Source organism: Pseudomonas sp. W3I7 (genome assembly GCF_030816095.1).
Lineage (GTDB): Bacteria > Pseudomonadota > Gammaproteobacteria > Pseudomonadales > Pseudomonadaceae > Aquipseudomonas > Aquipseudomonas salomonii.
Map to the genome: position 1 here is coordinate 937,849 of NZ_JAUSXP010000001.1, position 19,111 is coordinate 956,959.

General features: G+C 59.5%; 17 protein-coding genes and 1 pseudogene. 12 read left to right on the forward strand and 6 right to left on the reverse strand.

Features of this window, described 5'->3' with window-relative positions:
• Positions 1–456, reverse strand: coding sequence for a DUF721 domain-containing protein (locus QF043_RS04415; protein WP_056858560.1), 456 nt, complete (start codon positions 454–456; stop codon positions 1–3).
• A 305-nt stretch (positions 457–761) separates the two neighbouring features.
• Between QF043_RS04415 and secA the strand changes: the two genes are divergently transcribed.
• The 3 genes from secA to QF043_RS04430 all read left to right on the forward strand — a co-directional run bounded on the left by secA (position 762) and on the right by QF043_RS04430 (position 5,803).
• Positions 762–3,497 carry a preprotein translocase subunit SecA gene (secA, locus tag QF043_RS04420; RefSeq protein WP_307417628.1) on the forward strand — a complete coding sequence of 912 codons (2,736 nt, stop codon included), beginning with the start codon at positions 762–764 and terminating at the stop codon, positions 3,495–3,497.
• 124 nt (positions 3,498–3,621) lie between these two features.
• Entirely contained in the window at positions 3,622–4,839 is a 1,218-nt protein-coding gene (gene argJ / locus QF043_RS04425) for a bifunctional glutamate N-acetyltransferase/amino-acid acetyltransferase ArgJ (RefSeq protein WP_307417630.1), read from the forward strand.
• Between the two features lie 19 nt (positions 4,840–4,858).
• A complete protein-coding gene (locus tag QF043_RS04430) occupies positions 4,859–5,803 on the forward strand; it encodes a Nudix family hydrolase (protein WP_307417631.1) in 945 nt (314 codons plus the stop codon).
• Between the two features lie 40 nt (positions 5,804–5,843).
• Here the strand turns inward: QF043_RS04430 and QF043_RS04435 are convergent.
• The 3 genes and pseudogenes from QF043_RS04435 to QF043_RS04445 all read right to left on the reverse strand — a co-directional run bounded on the left by QF043_RS04435 (position 5,844) and on the right by QF043_RS04445 (position 9,426).
• Positions 5,844–6,423 (reverse strand): annotated as a pseudogene (locus tag QF043_RS04435) (cob(I)yrinic acid a,c-diamide adenosyltransferase).
• A 2-nt stretch (positions 6,424–6,425) separates the two neighbouring features.
• Positions 6,426–8,462, reverse strand: coding sequence for a PAS domain-containing sensor histidine kinase (locus QF043_RS04440; RefSeq protein ID WP_307417632.1), 2,037 nt, complete (start codon positions 8,460–8,462; stop codon positions 6,426–6,428).
• 46 nt (positions 8,463–8,508) lie between these two features.
• Entirely contained in the window at positions 8,509–9,426 is a 918-nt protein-coding gene (locus QF043_RS04445; protein WP_307417633.1) for a putative 2-dehydropantoate 2-reductase, read from the reverse strand.
• A gap of 123 nt (positions 9,427–9,549) precedes the next feature.
• Between QF043_RS04445 and QF043_RS04450 the strand changes: the two genes are divergently transcribed.
• Both QF043_RS04450 and QF043_RS04455 read left to right on the forward strand, forming a co-directional pair.
• Positions 9,550–10,035 carry a YajQ family cyclic di-GMP-binding protein gene (locus QF043_RS04450; protein WP_003209785.1) on the forward strand — a complete coding sequence of 162 codons (486 nt, stop codon included), beginning with the start codon at positions 9,550–9,552 and terminating at the stop codon, positions 10,033–10,035.
• A 136-nt stretch (positions 10,036–10,171) separates the two neighbouring features.
• On the forward strand, positions 10,172–11,014 hold the full coding sequence (locus QF043_RS04455; RefSeq protein WP_307417634.1) for a mechanosensitive ion channel family protein: 843 nt from the start codon (positions 10,172–10,174) through the stop codon (positions 11,012–11,014).
• Between the two features lie 191 nt (positions 11,015–11,205).
• Here the strand turns inward: QF043_RS04455 and QF043_RS04460 are convergent, their stop codons facing one another.
• Positions 11,206–12,477, reverse strand: a complete 1,272-nt coding sequence (locus QF043_RS04460; protein WP_307417635.1) for an OprD family porin — start codon at positions 12,475–12,477, stop codon at positions 11,206–11,208.
• A gap of 740 nt (positions 12,478–13,217) precedes the next feature.
• Between QF043_RS04460 and QF043_RS04465 the strand changes: the two genes are divergently transcribed.
• Together QF043_RS04465 and QF043_RS04470 are read left to right on the forward strand one after the other, a co-directional pair.
• The gene (locus QF043_RS04465; RefSeq protein ID WP_307417636.1) at positions 13,218–13,643 is read left to right on the forward strand and encodes an HIT domain-containing protein; all 426 of its coding nucleotides are present in this window, start codon (positions 13,218–13,220) and stop codon (positions 13,641–13,643) included.
• A gap of 3 nt (positions 13,644–13,646) precedes the next feature.
• Positions 13,647–13,853 carry a SlyX family protein gene (locus QF043_RS04470; RefSeq protein ID WP_017139805.1) on the forward strand — a complete coding sequence of 69 codons (207 nt, stop codon included), beginning with the start codon at positions 13,647–13,649 and terminating at the stop codon, positions 13,851–13,853.
• Between the two features lie 84 nt (positions 13,854–13,937).
• Here the strand turns inward: QF043_RS04470 and QF043_RS04475 are convergent, their stop codons facing one another.
• Entirely contained in the window at positions 13,938–14,540 is a 603-nt protein-coding gene (locus QF043_RS04475; protein WP_003193875.1) for a cold-shock protein, read from the reverse strand.
• 411 nt (positions 14,541–14,951) lie between these two features.
• On the opposite strand from QF043_RS04475, the gene QF043_RS04480 reads away from it, so the two are divergent.
• From QF043_RS04480 to QF043_RS04500, 5 genes are all read left to right on the forward strand, one after another.
• Entirely contained in the window at positions 14,952–15,425 is a 474-nt protein-coding gene (locus tag QF043_RS04480) for a Dps family protein (RefSeq protein WP_003193874.1), read from the forward strand.
• Between the two features lie 181 nt (positions 15,426–15,606).
• On the forward strand, positions 15,607–15,948 hold the full coding sequence (locus tag QF043_RS04485) for a ribbon-helix-helix domain-containing protein (RefSeq protein ID WP_307417638.1): 342 nt from the start codon (positions 15,607–15,609) through the stop codon (positions 15,946–15,948).
• A gap of 168 nt (positions 15,949–16,116) precedes the next feature.
• Complete coding sequence (locus QF043_RS04490; RefSeq protein ID WP_017139808.1) at positions 16,117–16,338, forward strand: FmdB family zinc ribbon protein; 222 nt, start codon at positions 16,117–16,119, stop codon at positions 16,336–16,338.
• Positions 16,339–16,445: 107 nt separating this feature from the next.
• Positions 16,446–18,221: an aspartate--tRNA ligase gene (aspS, locus tag QF043_RS04495; RefSeq protein WP_307417639.1), complete on the forward strand. Its 1,776-nt coding sequence runs from the start codon at positions 16,446–16,448 to the stop codon at positions 18,219–18,221.
• Between the two features lie 137 nt (positions 18,222–18,358).
• On the forward strand, positions 18,359–19,105 hold the full coding sequence (locus QF043_RS04500; protein WP_010208107.1) for a YebC/PmpR family DNA-binding transcriptional regulator: 747 nt from the start codon (positions 18,359–18,361) through the stop codon (positions 19,103–19,105).
• Positions 19,106–19,111: the final 6 nt, after the last annotated feature.

Here is a 19,111-nt window from a genome sequence, read left to right on the forward strand (position 1 = left end):
TCAGGGCTTGGGCCTGGCGTGGGCGGCCAACCGCTCCAACGCTGCGCGCAAGCCCGGATCGCTGATGCCGTCGGCCGTGGCTTGAATGGTTTCGGCCGCGTTCTGCGACAGGTCCATGGTGTGCCCCACCGCGCCTTGCTGCACGGTGGGCGGCTGCACCTTGAACTGGATGCGGGTCAGGCTGGCAAACTCATCAAATGCCATTAATTGCCGCTGCAAGCGTTTTTGCTGGTAGCGCAGGCGGGTGGCCCAATGCCCGTCGGTGACAATTAACAGTAAATTGCCTTCGCGCCACGACGCCACATGACAATGTTCGCGGGCGGCAGGTTGCAGCTGGCTTTCTACAAGGCGTTGCAAATGGCCCAAGCGTTGCGCGTGGCCGAAGATGGCTTTCAACGGTTTGGCTTCGCGGAGCAACACGCTGGGCGCGCGGGCTGTAAGTGGGCGAAACGCCATGTTTAGACACCTTAAGTAACAGAGCCGCCATCTTAGCAGAAAGCGCCTGTGCGGCCCCAGGCAAAGCGATAGCAGGGCAATGCGAGTAAAATCAATAGGTAACTTCTGCGCTTGATGGGTTGAAGTTCCAGCAAAAGCCCTTATTTTAAACAGGCCCTCTCACAGCGCCATGCCAGCATCGGGGAATAACGCCACTTTCCTCACCCACGATTCCGGGTAGAATGCGCGTTCGCATGCGGCCGTGAGGGCTGCTCGGGCCACTCACGGTGCGCCCTCCATCCCTATGTGTGGAAGAACCTGCCGATATGTTTGCGCCTTTGTTAAAGAAACTTTTTGGAAGCAAGAATGAGCGCGAAGTCAAACGCATGCTCAAGACGGTGCAGCTGGTCAATGCCTTCGAAGAGCAGATGGTTGCCCTGTCGGACGAGCAATTGCGCGCCAAGACCCAAGAGTTCAAGGCCCGCATAGCCAAAGGTGAAACCCTCGACAAGCTGTTGCCTGAAGCCTTTGCGGTCGCCCGTGAAGCCGGTAAGCGTGTCATGGGCATGCGCCACTTCGACGTGCAATTGATCGGCGGTATGACCTTGCATGAAGGCATGATTGCCGAAATGCGTACAGGTGAAGGCAAGACCCTGGTGGCAACCCTGGGCGTTTACCTCAACGCACTGTCCGGCAAGGGCGTGCACGTTGTGACGGTGAACGACTACCTGGCCCGCCGGGACGCCAACTGGATGCGCCCGCTGTATGAATACCTCGGCCTGACCGTCGGCGTAGTCACGCCGTTCCAGCCGCCGGAAGAAAAGCGCGCCGCTTACGCGTGTGACATCACCTACGGCACCAACAACGAATTCGGTTTCGACTACCTGCGCGACAACATGGCGTTCAGCATGGAAGAAAAATTCCAGCGCGAACTCAACTTTGCCGTGATCGACGAAGTCGACTCCATCCTCATCGACGAAGCCCGTACCCCGCTGATCATCTCCGGCCAGGCCGAAGACAGCTCGCGCCTGTACACCGAGATCAACAAGTTGATCCCGCGCCTGGTGCAGCACGTTGAGGAAGTGGAAGGCGTGGTGACCAAAGAAGGTCACTTCACCATCGACGAGAAGACCCGCCAGGTCGAACTCAACGAAGCCGGCCACCAGTTTGTCGAAGAGATGCTGACCCAGATCGGCGAGCTGGCCGAGGGCGAAAGCCTCTACTCGGCGCACAACCTGGGCCTGTTGACCCATGTGTATGCTGGCCTGCGCGCCCACAAGCTGTTCCATCGCAACGTCGAATACATCGTCCAGGACGGCCAGGTCGTACTGGTTGACGAACACACCGGCCGTACCATGCCGGGTCGCCGTCTGTCCGAAGGCCTGCACCAGGCCATCGAAGCCAAGGAAATGCTCAACATCCAGGCCGAAAGCCAGACGTTGGCCTCCACCACCTTCCAGAACTACTTCCGTCTGTACAACAAACTGTCCGGCATGACCGGTACAGCCGACACCGAAGCGTTCGAGTTCCACCAGATCTACAACCTGGCCGTGATGGTGATCCCACCGAACAAGCCGCTGGCGCGTAAAGATTTCAACGACCTGGTGTTCCTGACGGCCGAAGAGAAGTACGCGGCAATCATCAACGACATCAAGGACGGCATGGCCCAGGGCCGTCCGATCCTGGTGGGTACTGCCACCATCGAAACTTCCGAGCACGTGTCCAACCTGCTCAACAAGGAAGGCATCGAGCACAAGGTTCTCAACGCCAAGTTCCACGAAAAAGAAGCCGAGATCATCGCCCAGGCCGGTCGCCCAGGCGCACTGACCATCGCCACCAACATGGCCGGTCGTGGTACCGACATCCTGTTGGGCGGCAACTGGGAAGTGGAAGTCGCAGCACTGGAAAACCCAAGCCCTGAGCAGATCGCCCAGATCAAGGCTGACTGGCAGAAACGCCATCAGGCGGTGCTGGAGTCCGGTGGTTTGCAGGTAATCGCCTCCGAGCGTCACGAGTCGCGCCGTATCGACAACCAGCTGCGTGGTCGTGCCGGTCGTCAGGGTGACGCCGGTTCGAGCCGCTTCTACCTGTCGCTGGAAGACAGCCTGATGCGTATCTTCGCCTCGGATCGGGTGAAGAACTTCATGAAAGCCCTGGGCATGCAGTCCGGTGAAGCGATCGAGCATCGCATGGTGACCAACGCCATCGAGAAGGCCCAGCGCAAGGTTGAAGGCCGCAACTTCGACATTCGCAAGCAACTGCTTGAGTTCGATGACGTCAACAACGAACAGCGTAAAGTGATTTATCACATGCGTAACACGTTGCTGGCCGCCGACAACATTGGCGAAACCATCGCTGACTTCCGTCAGGACGTGCTCAATGCCACCGTCAGCGCCCACATCCCGCCACAGTCCCTGCCTGAGCAGTGGGATGTTGCCGGCCTGGAAGCCGCGTTGAAGAGCGACTTCGGTGTGGACTTGCCGGTTCAGCAGTGGCTGGACGAAGACGACCACCTGTACGAAGAAACCCTGCGCGAGAAGCTGATGACCGAGCTGCTGGCCGCGTACAACGAGAAAGAAGAGCAGGCGAGTGCCGAAGCACTGCGCACCTTCGAGAAACAAATCGTACTGCGCGTGCTGGATGACCTGTGGAAAGACCACCTGTCGACCATGGACCACCTGCGTCACGGTATCCACCTGCGTGGCTACGCCCAGAAGAACCCGAAGCAGGAGTACAAGCGCGAGTCGTTCACGCTGTTCTCCGAGCTGCTGGATTCGATCAAGCGCGATTCGATTCGCGTGCTCTCCCACGTTCAGGTGCGTCGCGAAGACCCGATCGAGGAAGAAGCCCGCCTGCGTCAGGAAGCCGAGGCACTGGCTGCGCGCATGCAGTTCCAGCATGACGAAGCACCGGGTCTGGAAGCGCCGGAAGCCTTGGGCGAAGAGGTTGATGTGGCCTTGGCTCAAACCCCGGTCCGCAATGACCAGAAGCTGGGCCGCAACGAGCTGTGCTGGTGCGGTTCGGGCAAGAAGTTCAAACACTGCCACGGCGAAATCAACTAAGATTTTTGCCTGACGCTGCAACACCCTGCGCCGCGACCGGCCTTTGCCGTCGCGGCGTTTTGCCATTAATTTCACCGTTGATCGCGACGGTACAGACATCACCTATTCTTTAAGGAGCGCATTCATGGCTGTTGGTCTTGGTCCTTTGCCCACTTTGCACCCGGTCGCCGGTTTTGAACTCGGTATCGCTTCGGCCGGCATCAAGCGCCCGGGGCGCAAAGATGTAGTGGTGATGCGCTGTGCCGAAGGCTCGACGGTTGCGGGCGTGTTCACGCTCAACGCGTTTTGCGCCGCACCGGTCATCCTGGCCAAGCAACGCGTTGCAGGTTCGATCCGTTACCTGCTGACCAACACCGGCAATGCCAACGCCGGTACCGGCGAGCCAGGCCTGGTTGCCGCTGCGCGCACCTGCGCCAAGCTGGCCCAGTTGACCGGCGTGGATGCCAGCCAAGTGCTGCCGTACTCCACCGGCGTGATCGGTGAGCCGCTGCCGGTGGAAAAAATCGAAGGCGCGCTGCAAGCCGCACTGGATGACCTGTCTGTGGATAACTGGGCGGCTGCGGCCACCGGCATCATGACCACCGACACTCTGCCAAAAGGCGCGAGCCGCCAGTTCGTGCACGACGGCGTGACCGTCACCGTGACCGGCATCAGCAAGGGCGCGGGCATGATCCGCCCGAACATGGCCACCATGCTCGGCTACATTGCCACCGACGCCAAAGTCTCCCGCGACGTGCTGCAGCGCCTGATGCTCGACGGCGCCAACAAGTCGTTCAACCGCATCACCATCGATGGCGATACCTCGACCAACGACTGCTGCATGCTGATCGCCACCGGCCAGGCCAACCTGCCGGAAATCACCTCCACCGAGGGCGCGCTGTTTGCCGCATTGAAGCAGGCGGTGTTCGAAGTGTGCATGGACGTGGCCCAGGCCATCGTGCGTGACGGTGAAGGCGCAACCAAGTTCGTCACTGTTGAAGTCAACGGCGGCGCTCATCACCAGGAATGCCTGGATGTCGGTTACACCGTCGCTCACTCGCCGCTGATCAAGACTGCACTGTTTGCTTCCGACCCGAACTGGGGCCGCATCCTCGCCGCCGTCGGCCGTGCCGGTGTGCCGGATCTGGACGTCAGCAAAATCGACGTCTTCCTCGGCGACGTGTGCATTGCCAGCCGTGGCGCCCGCGCCGAAACCTACACCGAAGCCCAGGGCTCGGCAGTGATGCAGCAGGAAGAAATCACCATCCGCATCGAGCTGGGGCGCGGCGAGTGCAGCGAAACCATCTGGACCACCGACCTGTCCCACGAGTACGTGAAGATCAACGCGGAATACCGCACCTGACAGCCAAGAGGAAAGCGTGGTGAAACGAGTGCATGTAGCAGCAGCGGTGATCCGTGGCGTCGACGGCAGGATCCTGCTGGCACGCCGTGCCGACACCCAGCATCAAGGCGGCCTCTGGGAGTTTCCCGGCGGCAAGGTTGAGGCGGATGAGTCGGTTGTTGCCGCGTTGTCCCGCGAGTTGCAGGAAGAGCTGGGCATCCAGGTCACCACGGCGCGCCCGCTGATCAAGGTGCAGCATGACTACCCGGACAAGCAGGTGTTGCTGGATGTCTGGGAAGTCTCGGCCTTTACCGGCGAGCCCCACGGTGCCGAAGGGCAGCCGTTGGAATGGGTGGCGCCGCGGGACTTGCTCAACTATGAGTTTCCGGCGGCGAATTCACCGATTGTTGCAGCTGCCCGTTTGCCCGCTGAATACCTGATTACCCCGGGTGAGTTGGAAGCGCCAACGCTGCTGCGGGGCATTCAAAAAGCCATTGCCGGTGGCATCAAGCTGATTCAACTGCGTGCGCCCAACGGTTACGACCCTAAATACCGTGACCTGGCGGTGGACGCGGTGGGCCTGTGTGCCGGCAAGGCGCAACTGATGCTTAAAGGGCCGTTCGAATGGCTCGGGGATTTCCCAGCCGCCGGCTGGCACATGACCTCGGCGCAGCTGCGTAAGTATGCGAGCAAAGGCCGACCGCTGCCGAGGGATCGCTGGTTGGCGGCTTCTTGCCACAACGCCGAAGAGCTGGCATTGGCAGAGATGATGGACGTGGATTTTGTCACGCTGTCGCCGGTGCAGCCGACCCAGACTCATCCCGATGCCCAGCCTTTGGGTTGGGAACAGGCGGCAGCGTTGATCCGTGGGTTCAGCAAACCGGTGTTTCTGTTGGGCGGGGTTGGGCCGGCTGAGCGGGAACAGGCTTGGGAAGCCGGGGCTCAAGGTGTGGCAGGCATTCGCGCGTTCTGGCCTGAGGTTTGATGAAACCTTGACGGCCTCATCGCAGGCAAGCCAATAATCATCAGTGGGGCTTCGCCGCCGCCTGCCACAACACTTCCGCTACACCCTGGCGCTTGGCAATTACCCGCGCCGCCACAAACAACACATCCGACAACCGATTGATGTACGCAAGCCCCACGCCTTCCAACGGCTCCATCGCATTCAACTGCTGACACCGTCGCTCGGCACTGCGCGCCAGGCTGCGGCACACATGGGCCTGGGCAATCAGCGCTGAACCACCGGGCAGGATGAAGTTCTCCAGCGGCCCGACTTCCTCGTTCCAACGGTCAATCGCCGCTTCCAGCCGGTCGACTTCTGCGGCATTCAACCGCTGTGTACACGGGCATCGCCAACTCACCGCCCAAATCGAACAAGCGGTGCTGGCACGGCGTAAGCACCTCAATCACCTCGTTGAGCTGCGGGTGCTTGCCGCTCTGTTCTTCAAGGTTGGCCAGCAACAAACCCAACTGGCTGTTGAGCGTATCCACCTCGCCAATCGCCTCCACGCGAGGGTGGTCCTTGGGTACGCGACGGCCGTCACCCAGGCCGGTCTCGCCCTTGTCGCCGGTGCGGGTGTAGATCTTCGACAGGCGAAAGCCCATGGTCATTGCTCCAGTTGAGTCAGTTCATAGGGTGGCATCTGGCTGCCGGCCAGCGGCAGGCGCAGGGTAAAACAGGTGCCCTGGCCGAGGGTGGAATGCACTTCCATCTGGCCTTTATGGTTGTTGGTAATGATGAAGTACGACACCGACAGCCCAAGCCCGGTGCCTTGGCCGATTTCCTTGGTGGTAAAGAACGGCTCGAAGGTGCGTTTGCGCACGTTTTCGCTCATGCCGATGCCGTTGTCTTCCACCTGGATTTCCGCCCACGGCGGGTTGAGGCGGGTGCGCAGGATAATGCGCCCCGGCTCGCTGTCGTCTTCACGCAGGTGAATGGCTTGCGCGGCGTTTTTCAGCAGGTTGAGCAGCACCTGTTCCAGCTCGTTGGCGGTGCCGGGCACCGGGCCCAGTTGGGGGTCGAACTGGCGGATGATCGCCTGGCCCTTGAAGTCGAAGCCGATGGTCAGGTCGAAGTCGTTACCGGCAATTTCCACGGCCTGGTCGATCAGTGCCGGCAAATCGCAAGGCGCCATCTGGCGGTTGCTGCGGCGGCTGAAACTGAGCATATGGGTGACGATTTTCGCCGCCCGCGCGCCGGCTTGCTGGATGCCATCGAGCAGTTGCGGGACTTCGCGGCTTTGCAGGTAATGGTTGACCGTCTCCAGCTCGATACCCGCCTGTTCGGCGTGTTCCAGGTTCTTCGGCAGGTCGGGAGACAGGCGCCGGCGGATGTTCTGCACGTTATGCAGGATCGCCCCCAGCGGGTTGTTGATCTCATGGGCCATGCCCGCAGCCAGGCCGCCCACTGAGAGCATTTTTTCCGACTGCACCATCATTTCTTCCAGGGACAAACGCTGGGTGATGTCGTCGATACGGATCACCACGCCGCGCCCGGCACCGCCCATCAACGGGTAGAAGGTCAGGGCGTAATGCTTGGGTTCGTCATCCTTGATCCAGGTGACACGCTCGATGCGCTCCACCGTGTGCTGTTCTACCGTGGCTTTTATCTGCGGCAGGTACGGTTTGAGCGGCTGGAAGGCGAGGAAGATCGGCTGGTTCAGCGCTTCATCCAGGCGCGTGCCGGAAAGTGCCGTGGCTTCCTGGTTCCATTGGGTGACGTAAAGTTGTTCATCCAGAGCGATCAGCGCCGACGGCATCGAGTCGATGATGCTGTTGAGGTAGTTCTGGAAACCGGTGAGCTTTTTCTCGATCTTGCTGCGCACCTGCACTTCCAGTTCCAGCTTGCGGTTGGTGTGGCGTGTTTCTTCGGCCAGGCCCTGGGCTTGGTCGTAGGCGGCCTGAGAGTCGTCCCGCGCACGTTTGAGCTGCTGCTCGCGGGCTTCGATGCGCGACAACATGGTGTTGAAGGCTTCAGCCAGGCTGCCGATTTCATCATGGTTGCCGCGCCCGGCACGCAGGGCGTAGTTTTCTTCGCGCGTCACCTGGCGTGACAGTTCTTCCAGCTCATGGATCGGCCGGGTGATCAGGCGCTTGATCTGGCGGGCGATGACCAGCCACAGCAATACGCTGAAAATCAGGATGCCGAGGCTGGCGGTCAATGTGCCGGTATAGAACGCCACCGGCAACTCACTGCTGGCCACCAACAGCAAATGCCCGGATGGCTGGCCGGTGCGGGGCAGGGTGATGACCTGGTTACTGCGAAACTCGGTAAGGCGCCAGGCTTCGATATGCCGGTAGTTTTCCGGCAGGTGCAGGCGGTTGCCGTGCTGCATCTGCGCCAGCAAGGTGCCTTCGCCGTCGTACAGCGCAGCGGCGCGCAAGGGCGAATAGCTGGTCAGCTCATTGAGCAGGGCGTCGGCCTTGGCCGGGGATTCAAGGGCTTCGGCGGCCAGCGACGGGTTGGACACCAATCGACCAATGGCCTGCAGCGCCTGGGGCGCCATGCTTTCCTGGGAGATCCAATAGGCGGCGCTGATAAACGTCAGGTTGGCCACCAGCAATACCGTGGTCAACAGCACCAGCAGGGCGGCCAGCAGTTTCTGCCCTACCGGTAGGTTTTCTAGACGCTGGCGCAGTGGCATCAGGTTTTTTCCAGGTAATAGACAGGTAGGCAGGGTAGCGCGTGCCTCAGTCGCTGGCCAATCCGCGTGTGTGCAAGTAGTCGACCAGGCGCGCCTGCAACTGTTGCAGATGCGGCAGTCCCAATTGATGGCGCGCTGCGGCCTGGCACGCATAACCGAGCAGGTAGCTGATTTCGGTGCGGCGGCTGGCGGCCACGTCCTGATACATGGACGAATAATTGGCCGCAGTGGCCTGGATCACCCGTTCCACCTCGCTGTGCAAGTCGTGTGCGGCGGCGGGTTGGCCGCAGCATTCGAGCAACTCGCTCAGTTCGGCGCACAAGGTCGCGACTTCGTATTGGTGGGCTTGCAGGCCGCCATTGCGGCATTGGTAAAGCACCGTTAACGGATTGATCGCGCAATTGAGCGCCAGCTTGCGCCACAAACGCGTCAGGATGTCGGTGCTCCACTCATGGGGAATGCCGGCGGCGTGCAGGTCGTCCAGCCACAGCGGGGGAGTGGGATGGCGCGCGTCCCCCAGCCAGGTGTAGCCGTGGCCGGCGAAGACCACGCGCCAATCGCCGTCACGAAACGCGCCTTCGGTGCTGGAGGCAAAGAGACAGCGGGCCTGGGGCAATTGCGCGGCCACCGCATCCTGGCTGCCAAGGCCGTTTTGCAGCAGGATCAATTCAGCGTCCGGTACCAACCGGTGCTGCAGTTGTGCGATGGCGCTTTGGGCGTCGTAGGCTTTGCACGCTACCAGCAGGCGATGAATCGGCTCGGGGCCGTCGGGTGTTTCGCCGATCACTGGGTAAGTATTTTCTATGCCGTGTTCCACCAGGGTCAGGCCGCCCGCCTTGTGATAGCTGGCCAGGCGCGCTGCGTCGCGCACTATCAGGCGCACAGGCAGGCCCGCGCGCGACAATCGCGTGGCCCAGAGGGTGCCCAGGCTGCCGGCGCCGAGAATATGCCAGGTGGTCGACATCAGTTTGTGCTCCGTAGGGTCGCCTGCGATGAATGGTGCGAAAGAACCGCTATAATGCCTCGGCATTTTAGCTTGGGCGCGCTCCATCTCTACTGAGCCCGCCCCTTATATTGGAGAAATGACATGCCTTCGTTCGACGTGGTATCCGAACTGGACAAACACGAAGTCACCAACGCCGTCGAAAACGCCGTCAAGGAACTGGACCGTCGCTATGACTTGAAGGGCAAGGGCAGCTTCGAGTTCAAGGAAAAGGAACTGACCGTCAACCTGACCGCTGAAGCCGATTTCCAGCTGGAAGCGATGATCGAGATCCTCAAGCTGTCGTTGGTCAAGCGCAAGATCGACGCGCAATGCCTTGAAATCAAGGACGCCTACGCCTCCGGCAAGCTGATGAAGCAGGAAGCCGTGCTCAAGGAAGGCATCGACAAGGAGCTGGCGAAGAAGATCGTCGCTCACGTCAAAGACGCCAAGTTGAAAGTCCAGGCCGCCATTCAGGGTGAGCAGGTGCGTATCACCGGCAAGAAGCGGGACGACCTGCAAGAAGCCATCGCCGCCCTGCGCGCCAAGACCTTCGACATGCCGCTGCAGTTCAATAACTTCCGCGACTGATGGCACATTGGGGAACCTGTGAGCGTTTTTAACGTCCCACGCCCCGGAAACAGTGCCTACACTTGAGCCCTTCGGGGCTCATTTGCGTTTTAAGGCAGTCAATTAAGCCGCACATCCGCGCAACAGGAGAAGATAGATGGATTTAAACGCTGAAATGGATCACCTGATCAAGACCTCGCAGTCCTGGATCCCCATGATCATGGAATACGGCAGCCGCGTGTTGCTGGCGGTAATCACCCTGGCCATCGGCTGGTGGCTGATCAACGTATTGACCCACCGCGTGGGGCGCTTGCTGGCCATCCGTAACGCAGACCTGGCGTTGCAGCATTTCATCACCAGCCTTGCGAACATTGCGCTGAAGGTCATGCTGGTTGTCAGCGTGGCCTCGATGATCGGCGTGGCCACCACCTCGTTTGTCGCCGCGATCGGTGCCGCTACCCTGGCCATCGGTTTGGCGTTGCAGGGCAGCCTGGCGAACTTCGCTGGTGGCGTGCTGATTCTGCTGTTCCGCCCATTCCGCATTGGTGACTGGATCGAAGCCCAGGGCACGGCGGGGACTGTCGACAGCATCCAGATTTTCCATACCGTGCTGCGTACGGGCGACAACAAGACCGTGATCGTGCCCAACGGCATCCTGTCCAACGGCATCATCACCAACACCAACCGTCAGCCGACCCGCAAAGTGGTGTTTGACGTGGGTGTCGACTACGAAGCCGACCTGCAGAAAGCCCGTGAAGTGCTGCTGGAGCTGGCCAAAGACCCACGCGTACTGGCTGACCCTGCGCCTGCGGCCGTGGTGTCGACCTTGGGTGACAGTTCGATCACTGTTTCCCTGCGTTGCTGGACCAATACCCCGGATTATTGGGATGTAGTGTTTATGCTCAATGAACTGGCGCGTGATCGTTTGAAAGCGGCGGGTATTGATATTCCGTTTCCACAGCGAGTTATTCGCGTGATGCAAGAACCGCTTGCCAAATAACTAAGCGGCAGGTTGTCGAACTTGGCCGACAGGTCAAGTTCGATGCGTAAGGCCAACATAGTTACTTAGCTTGCTAGTTATTTTTCTTCTGTAATAAACCTGAAATAAAAAAGCCGCTCCCTTGCAAAACAGGGGAGCGGCTTTTTAGTTAAGGCTTACGCCTTAAGTCATCATTGTAATTAAACAGCTAATTACAAGATGTTCAGCGGGTATTGCGCGATCAGACGCAGTTCGTCGATCGATGCCGAACCGTAGTACACGCCATCAGACGAACGATAGGTCGCTTGACGAACGCGCAGGCTCAGGTCTTTTGCCGGGCCGCTCTGAACCACGTACTTGGCTTCGATGTCGCGTTCCCACTCTTTGCCGTTCGAAGTGGTGCCAGTGTTGGCGCCGCTACCGCTGACATAACGAGTCATGAAGCTCAGGCCTGGCACGCCGAAAGTGGCCATGTTCAGGTCGTAGCGAGCTTGCCAGGATTTTTCGTCTTCAGCGTTGAAGTCGGAACGGGCAATGGAGTTGGCCAGGAAAATCGTGCCGCCGCCGTCTACGCCGTAGCCGTAGTCACCGTCACCGCTGACTTTCTGGTAGGCCAGGGTAAACGTGTGAGCCTGGATGGTGTACGCGCCTTGCAAGCTGTACGCACGGTTATCCAGTTTGGTGGTGTTGTCTTTTTCTGCGCGCTGCAGGCCGGCGCCGTCGCTTTTGGTGCTGTAGATGTTGAAGTCAACGGCCAGGGACTGTTCGTTGCTCAGCGCGTGAGTCCAGTTCAGGTTGGCGTAGGTTTTCTTCCAGTAGTCTTCGGTCTTCGCGTAGTAGAGGCTGGCGCTGACTTCCGGCGTCAGGGCATAGACACCACCGATAAAGTCGGTTTTGGTCAGGCCCAGGCTGTCACGGTATGTCTGTGCTTGTGCCACGCTCGAGGTGAAGTGACCGCCTTCGAGTTTCAGACCCTTGATCTCGTTGCTGGTGATCGAGACACCTTGCGGCAGCTCTGGCAGCAAGCGGCTGTCGTCGGAAGCGAATACCGGCGCGGTGGTGTACTGGTCGCCGACTTTAAGCACGGTGTCGGAGATGCGGAATTTAACGGCGCCGCCGCCTTTGGAGTAGTCGTCTTGCGAGCGACCGTCGGCACCGGTAGGGAACAGGCCAGTGCCCGAGCGACCCTTGCCGCTGTCCAGTTTCACGCCCAGCAGGCCGATCACGTCAACACCGACACCGATGGTGCCTTGGGTGTAGCCAGATTGGAACAGACCGTTGAAGCCCAGGCCGGTTTCGTTGACGCGGCTTTTGCCGGTGTCGTTGTTACGGAAGTCGCGACCGAAGTTCAGGAGGCGAGTGTTGATGCTGAACGTGCTGTCTTCAACAAAGCCCTTGGAATCGTCCTGGGCGGACGCCATTGCGAACTGCGAGGTGCCTGCTGAAACAGCCAGGGCGATCATGCTCCACTTCATCACGCGCATCGTGATTTGCTCCTTTGGTTTTAGGAAGAGTACTGCCGTCCCACCTGTATTTTTATCTGGGCGGCTCTTTCTTTTTTGTGTCGGCGCAAAGTTATATCACGCAGACCCTATTGACGATACTTACTCATCTATCCTTTCAGCTTCTTTACGAGGCTGTCGTAAATTGCTATTTCCCTGTCGCAAATTCACAGCCCGAGTGTCACCAGGCTGACAACTAAAGTGCAGTATTCCTACCCCTTGCGAAGTTTGAACTCATCCTTGAAATGCACCTGAACGCTACTGTTCTTATCGCGTAACACCCGTATCCAAACGGGTGCCGTTGCCGACGATACGGGTGTGAATGCAACATGCGTGCACAAAGCGGTAACCGAATGTCATTTTTTCGTGAAAAACGTTACGGCCGTGTAAAAACCGCATAAGCACGGGCTTTTTACGTCGTTTGGTTCGGGCTTGACGCCCCGCTGAAACACCTTTTGGGAGGTACAAAAAAACTGTGCCAGGGCAAAGCGTTACCGGTTCACCCCTTGAGTGGGTAATTGGCGGATCCCTTTGAGGCACGGGTGGGTCATTTTGGTGCATCCCGCTGAGGCCCGATTTAGCGTAGCTCAAATATTTGCCTGCCTCGAAAGGGTGCGTGCTTTTTTGCCCTGTGGCCTCAACGCTCCCGCATTCGCCGTGAAGCCTCGGGCATTCGAAGGTATGCTGGGCGCCTGAAATTGACCTGCCGAATGGAGTGCCGCGTGTTCGCCTTAGACCAACGCCTGCAACAAGACACACTGGCCATTGGGGACTTCCCGCTCTGCCGCCTGCTGCTGTCCAACGACGCCCACTACCCGTGGTTCATCCTGGTGCCGCGCATCGACGGTATCAGCGAAGTGTTTCAACTGGATGTCGCCGATCAACAGCGGTTGTGGCAAGAGACGACCACCCTGGCGCAGTTGCTCAATGAAGGGCTGGCCGCTGACAAAATGAACATCGGTGCGCTGGGGAATGTGGTCAGCCAGTTGCACGTGCATGTCATTGTGCGCAAGCGTGACGATGCGGCCTGGCCGGCACCGGTCTGGGGCAAACACCCGGCACGGCCTTATACCGATGAGCAAGTGGCGGCGATTCGCAGCCAATTGCGCGGGTTGTTACCTGCCGACTTCATCTTTACCCAGGACTGAATCATGGACCTGCAAGACCGCGTTACCGATCTGGAAAGCCGCCTGGCCTTCCAGGACGACACCATCGAGACCCTCAATGACATCCTGGTCACCCAGCAGCGTGCGGTTGAACGCCTGCAAATGCAGATGACGGCGCTGCTCAAGCGCCAGGAAGAAATGGGCGGGCAGTTCGAGACCTCCGAAGAAGAAGCGCCACCGCCACATTATTGATAGCCCCGGCATTAATGGCCGCTCATAAAAAAACCGCGATCCGGCTCAGCCGGATCGCGGTTTTTTATGCGCTGCGGGTAGGAATCAGCGACGCGGCAGGGCCGCAATCACGTCTTCGGCTTGCAGGCCTTTGTCGCGGTTCATGACGGAGAACTCCACGCGCTGGCCTTCGACCAGAACGCGATGGCCTTCGCCACGGATGGCCCGGAAGTGGACGAAGATATCGTCGCCCGAATCGCGGGAAATAAAGCCGAAGCCTTTGGACGTGTTGAACCACTTGACGGTCCCGGTATCCCGGTTGGTCATGTCATAGTTTTGCGACGCCGCGGCAGGCGACGAACGGTAGAAGCTGATGGCCAGGTGAAGAACGATGGCGACCACAGCAATCACCAGGCTGAGCAGGATGGCCGGGTGGCCGCCCACTTCAGGCATAGGTGCCAGGAGGGTGAGGGTTTGCACGACAACGGTCAGTACCAGCAGCGCGCTGACCAGGTTTTGCAGTTGATGACGCGTGCCTTTGTTCCAGTAAGGGATTACCGGTGCGAGCGTCAGGTTAAGAAGGCCGAACAAGGCCAGGTACAGGGCGTCGTGTTGTTCCAGGTACGGCAGGCTTTCAGGCTGCAGACTCGGAATAAAGGACAGCAGCAACGCTGCAACGCCCGTCAGGAGGTGGACGATTTTCAACATTTTGATTAACTCACGTTAAGACGGATCACAAGGAAGAGCTGACTGGCACGGTTCGCTTCTGAACAATGGGAGGCGTTGGGCACGTGCGCGGGTATCAGCCTATGTGGTGTCCCGCAGAAATGAACGGTAACCACACGCCGCCTATTTAACAGCAAAGGCTGTGCCTACTCAAATCAAGCATTTCGGGGCGTTGCAAGGGCAATAGCATTTCTGCGTAAAACACTTGTCCTAGACGGGTGTGGCTGTTTTGCGCGACATTTTGAGGCGTTCTCGCTCTGCAAAGGCTTGTCGGCCGAGCGGGGCAATTTGCCGCATCTCACCCGGCCGGTGCCGGGCTGCACACCGCCGGCACTCTTGTTAGAGTGGTCCTGCACCTGATCAATGAATGTTCGTCAATTGAAGGGGAAAAACATGGCAATCGATATTGGTATCAGTGAAGAAGACCGTAAATCCATCGTCGATGGGCTTTCACGGCTGCTGTCCGATACCTATGTACTGTATTTGAAAACCCACAACTTCCACTGGAACGTCACGGGCCCCATGTTTCGTACGCTGCACTTGATGTTCGAGGAGCAGTACAACGAACTCGCACTGGCGGTGGACTCCATTGCCGAGCGTATCCGTGCCCTGGGCTTCCCGGCGCCGGGTGCCTATTCGATCTATGCCCGGCTGTCTTCGATCAAGGAAGAAGAGGGCGTGCCCAGTGCCGAAGAGATGATCAAGCAACTGGTGGCCGGCCAGGAAGCCGTCACCCGCACCGCGCGCGGTATTTTCCCATTGCTCGACAAGGTCAGCGACGAGCCGACCGCCGATCTGTTGACCCAACGCATGCAGGTTCACGAGAAAACCGCGTGGATGCTGCGTTCCTTGCTGGAAAACCAGTAAAAGCACCGCCTGAGCGGCGCCTACCCGGCGCCGCTCGCTTGTTTCTCCGCATTTCCTGGCGTTGTCCTACAACTTTCCAATCCGCGTCTTCTGGCTGCTCCTCTCGCCCTGCTGTTTTATAGGCCCACTGCCCAATGGGAGAAACCCATGGGCTGCTGTTTGGCAATGGAGTGTCAGGTGTATGTCACGCGGAGTGGGTAATGGAGTGATGGAAACCGCCGGTTTTCACAAGATAAAGGTCGACCCCTTTGCCAAAGGGTTCGACATGGGACTGGCCAAGCCATTGTCCCGGTCGGTCAGGCTCAATGGGTTTTCCACCTGCCTGCGTCTTGAGCAGATCTATTGGAATATCCTCACGGAGATAGCCAGGATCAATGCCTGTTCAGTCAGCGCGTTGCTGTCGTATGTCGATCGGGAAGTGCATTTGCGTTACGGGGGAGTGAAGAACTTCAGCGGGTTGGTGCGGGTGGTGTGCGTGGTCCACGTATTAAAAGAGCGTGTCAGCGCCACGGGCCTGGATTAATCCGCTGGTTGCGAAGCGGGCCCACCGTCAAGGCGGGCCAGGCTTCGGGCAGAAAGCCGGCTGCGCTGTGTCGATTTACCAGATATAATCCCGCGCTTTGCTGCGCGCCCCTGGCTTATCCACAGGGTGGGCGTGGCGCAGTTACGATCTGATCGCCGAGACATCTCCATGCCCATGTACGATTATCAATGTGCTTCCTGTGGTCATCAGTTGGAAGCCATTCAGAAGATCAGCGCCGCGCCGCTGGTCGATTGCCCTGCCTGCCAGGCACCTGAGCTGAAGAAGATGTTGTCCATGCCGGGCTTCCGCCTGAGCGGCGGCGGCTGGTATGAGACCGACTTCAAGACCGGCGCCAAGAAGAATCTGGCGGGCGGCGACAAAGCAGACTGAGTTGAACTCTACGCGCAGGCTCCTGCATTATCCGTCCCCTGCTTAACTGTACGGTGACGAGGCGAGCCTCCACCGAATTTCGAATTACGAGAAGTGAAACCACTACCATGATGCGCAGCCACTATTGCGGCCAACTGAACGAGACCCTGGATGGTCAGGAAATCACCCTTTGCGGATGGGTTCACCGTCGCCGCGACCACGGCGGGGTGATCTTCCTCGATATCCGTGATCGTGATGGTCTGGCCCAAGTGGTGTTCGACCCGGACCGCGCCGAGAGCTTCGCCGCCGCCGACCGCGTGCGCAGCGAATACGTCGTTAAAATCACTGGCAAGGTGCGCCTGCGCCCGGCCGGTGCTGTAAACGCCAACATGGCCTCCGGCGCCATCGAAGTGCTGGGTTATGAGCTGCAAGTGCTGAACGAGTCGGAAACCCCGCCGTTCCCACTCAACGAATACTCCGACGTGGGCGAAGAAACCCGTCTGCGCTACCGCTTCCTGGACCTGCGTCGTCCGGAAATGGCCGAGAAGCTGCGCCTGCGTTCGCGCATGACCACCAGCATCCGCCGCTTCCTCGACGAAAACGGCTTCCTGGACGTCGAAACGCCGATCCTGACCCGGGCCACCCCGGAAGGTGCGCGTGACTACCTGGTGCCGAGCCGTACCCACGCCGGTTCCTTCTTCGCATTGCCGCAATCGCCGCAGCTGTTCAAGCAACTGCTGATGGTCGCCGGCTTCGACCGCTACTACCAGATCGCCAAGTGCTTCCGCGACGAAGACCTGCGCGCTGACCGCCAGCCGGAATTCACCCAGATCGACATCGAGACCAGCTTCCTCGATGAAAAAGAGATCATGGGCCTGACCGAGCAAATGATCCGCAACCTGTTCAAGGAAGTGCTGGACCTGGAATTCGGCGAATTCCCGCACATGACCTTCGAAGAAGCCATGCGCCGCTACGGTTCCGACAAGCCAGACCTGCGTATCCCGCTGGAACTGGTGGACGTGGCCGACCAGCTCAAGGAAGTCGACTTCAAGGTGTTCAGCGGCCCGGCCAACGACCCGAAGTGCCGCATCGCCGCCCTGCGCGTGCCTGGCGGCGCGAGCATGCCGCGCAAGCAGATCGACGATTACACCAAGTTCGTCGGCATCTACGGTGCCAAGGGCCTGGCGTACATCAAGGTCAACGAGCGCGCCAATGGTGTTGACGGCCTGCAATCGCCGATCGTCAAAAACATCCCGCTGGACAACCTGAACGCGATCCTCGACCGCGTCGGTGCAGTCGATGGCGACATCGTGTTCTTCGGTGCCGACAAGGCCAAGATCGTCAGCGAAGCCCTGGGTGCGCTGCGCATCAAGCTCGGCCACGACCTGGACCTGCTGACCTGCAAGTGGGCGCCGATGTGGGTCGTCGACTTCCCGATGTTCGAAGAGAACGACGACGGCAGCTTCAGCGCCTTGCACCACCCGTTCACCGCGCCGAAGTGCTCGCCTGAAGAGTTGGAAGCCAACCCGGCGGGCGCGCTGTCGCGTGCCTACGACATGGTGCTCAACGGCACCGAGCTGGGTGGCGGTTCGATCCGTATCCACCGCAAAGAGATGCAGCAAGCGGTGTTCCGCCTGCTGGGCATCAACGAAGCGGAACAGGAAGAGAAGTTCGGCTTCCTGCTCGACGCCCTGAAGTACGGCGCGCCGCCGCACGGTGGCTTGGCGTTCGGCCTGGACCGTCTGGTGATGCTGATGACCGGCGCCCAGTCGATCCGTGAAGTGATCGCCTTCCCGAAAACCCAGAGTGCTGCGGACGTCATGACCCAGGCACCGGGCGTGGTGGATGCCAAGGCGCTGCGCGAACTGCACATCCGTCTGCGCGAGACGCCGAAGGCTGAGTAAGGCTGCGGCGTGAAAGCGCTATAAAGTTGTACGCAGTCAAAAAGGCGCATCTTCGGATGCGCCTTTGCGTTTAAAAGAGGGAATTCCTGCCTGGGGCGGGATTGATAAGGTTTCTAGAGAATTTTCGGAGTTGTGTTATGGCTGGCCATTCCAAGTGGGCGAACATCAAGCACCGCAAAGAGCGTCAGGATGCCAAGAAAGGCAAGATCTTCACCAAGTGGATTCGCGAACTGACCGTCGCCGCCCGCCAAGGCGGTGGTGACCCAGGTTCCAACCCGCGTCTGCGCCTGGCGCTGGACAAGGCTTTGGGCGCCAACATGAGCCGCGACATCATTGATCGCGCCGTGGCCCGTGGTGCCGGCGCTGCCGATACCGACGATATGGTCGAGCTGAGCTACGAAGGCTACGGCCCTGGCGGCGTGGCGGTGATGGTCGAGTGCATGACCGACAACCGCAACCGCACCGCAGCCGCCGTGCGCCATGCTTTCAGCAAATGCGGCGGTAACCTGGGCACCGACGGCTCGGTGGCTTACCTGTTCGAGCGCAAAGGGCAGATCACGTTCGCCCCCGGCACCGATGAAGACGCCTTGATGGAAGCGGCCATGGAGGCAGACGCCGACGATGTGGTGACCAACGAAGACGGCTCCATCGATGTGTTCACCTCGTTCGCGGGCTTCTACGCCGTGCGTAACGCCCTGGAAGCGGCTGGTTTCAAAGGCACCGACGCAGAAATCGTGATGCTGCCGACCACCAGCGCCGAACTGGACCTGGACGGCGCGCAGAAAGTGCTGAAGATGCTGGACATGCTCGAAGACCTGGATGATGTGCAGAACGTCTACTCGAATGCCGACATCCCGGAAGAAGTGGCCGAACAGCTAACCTGAGCACCA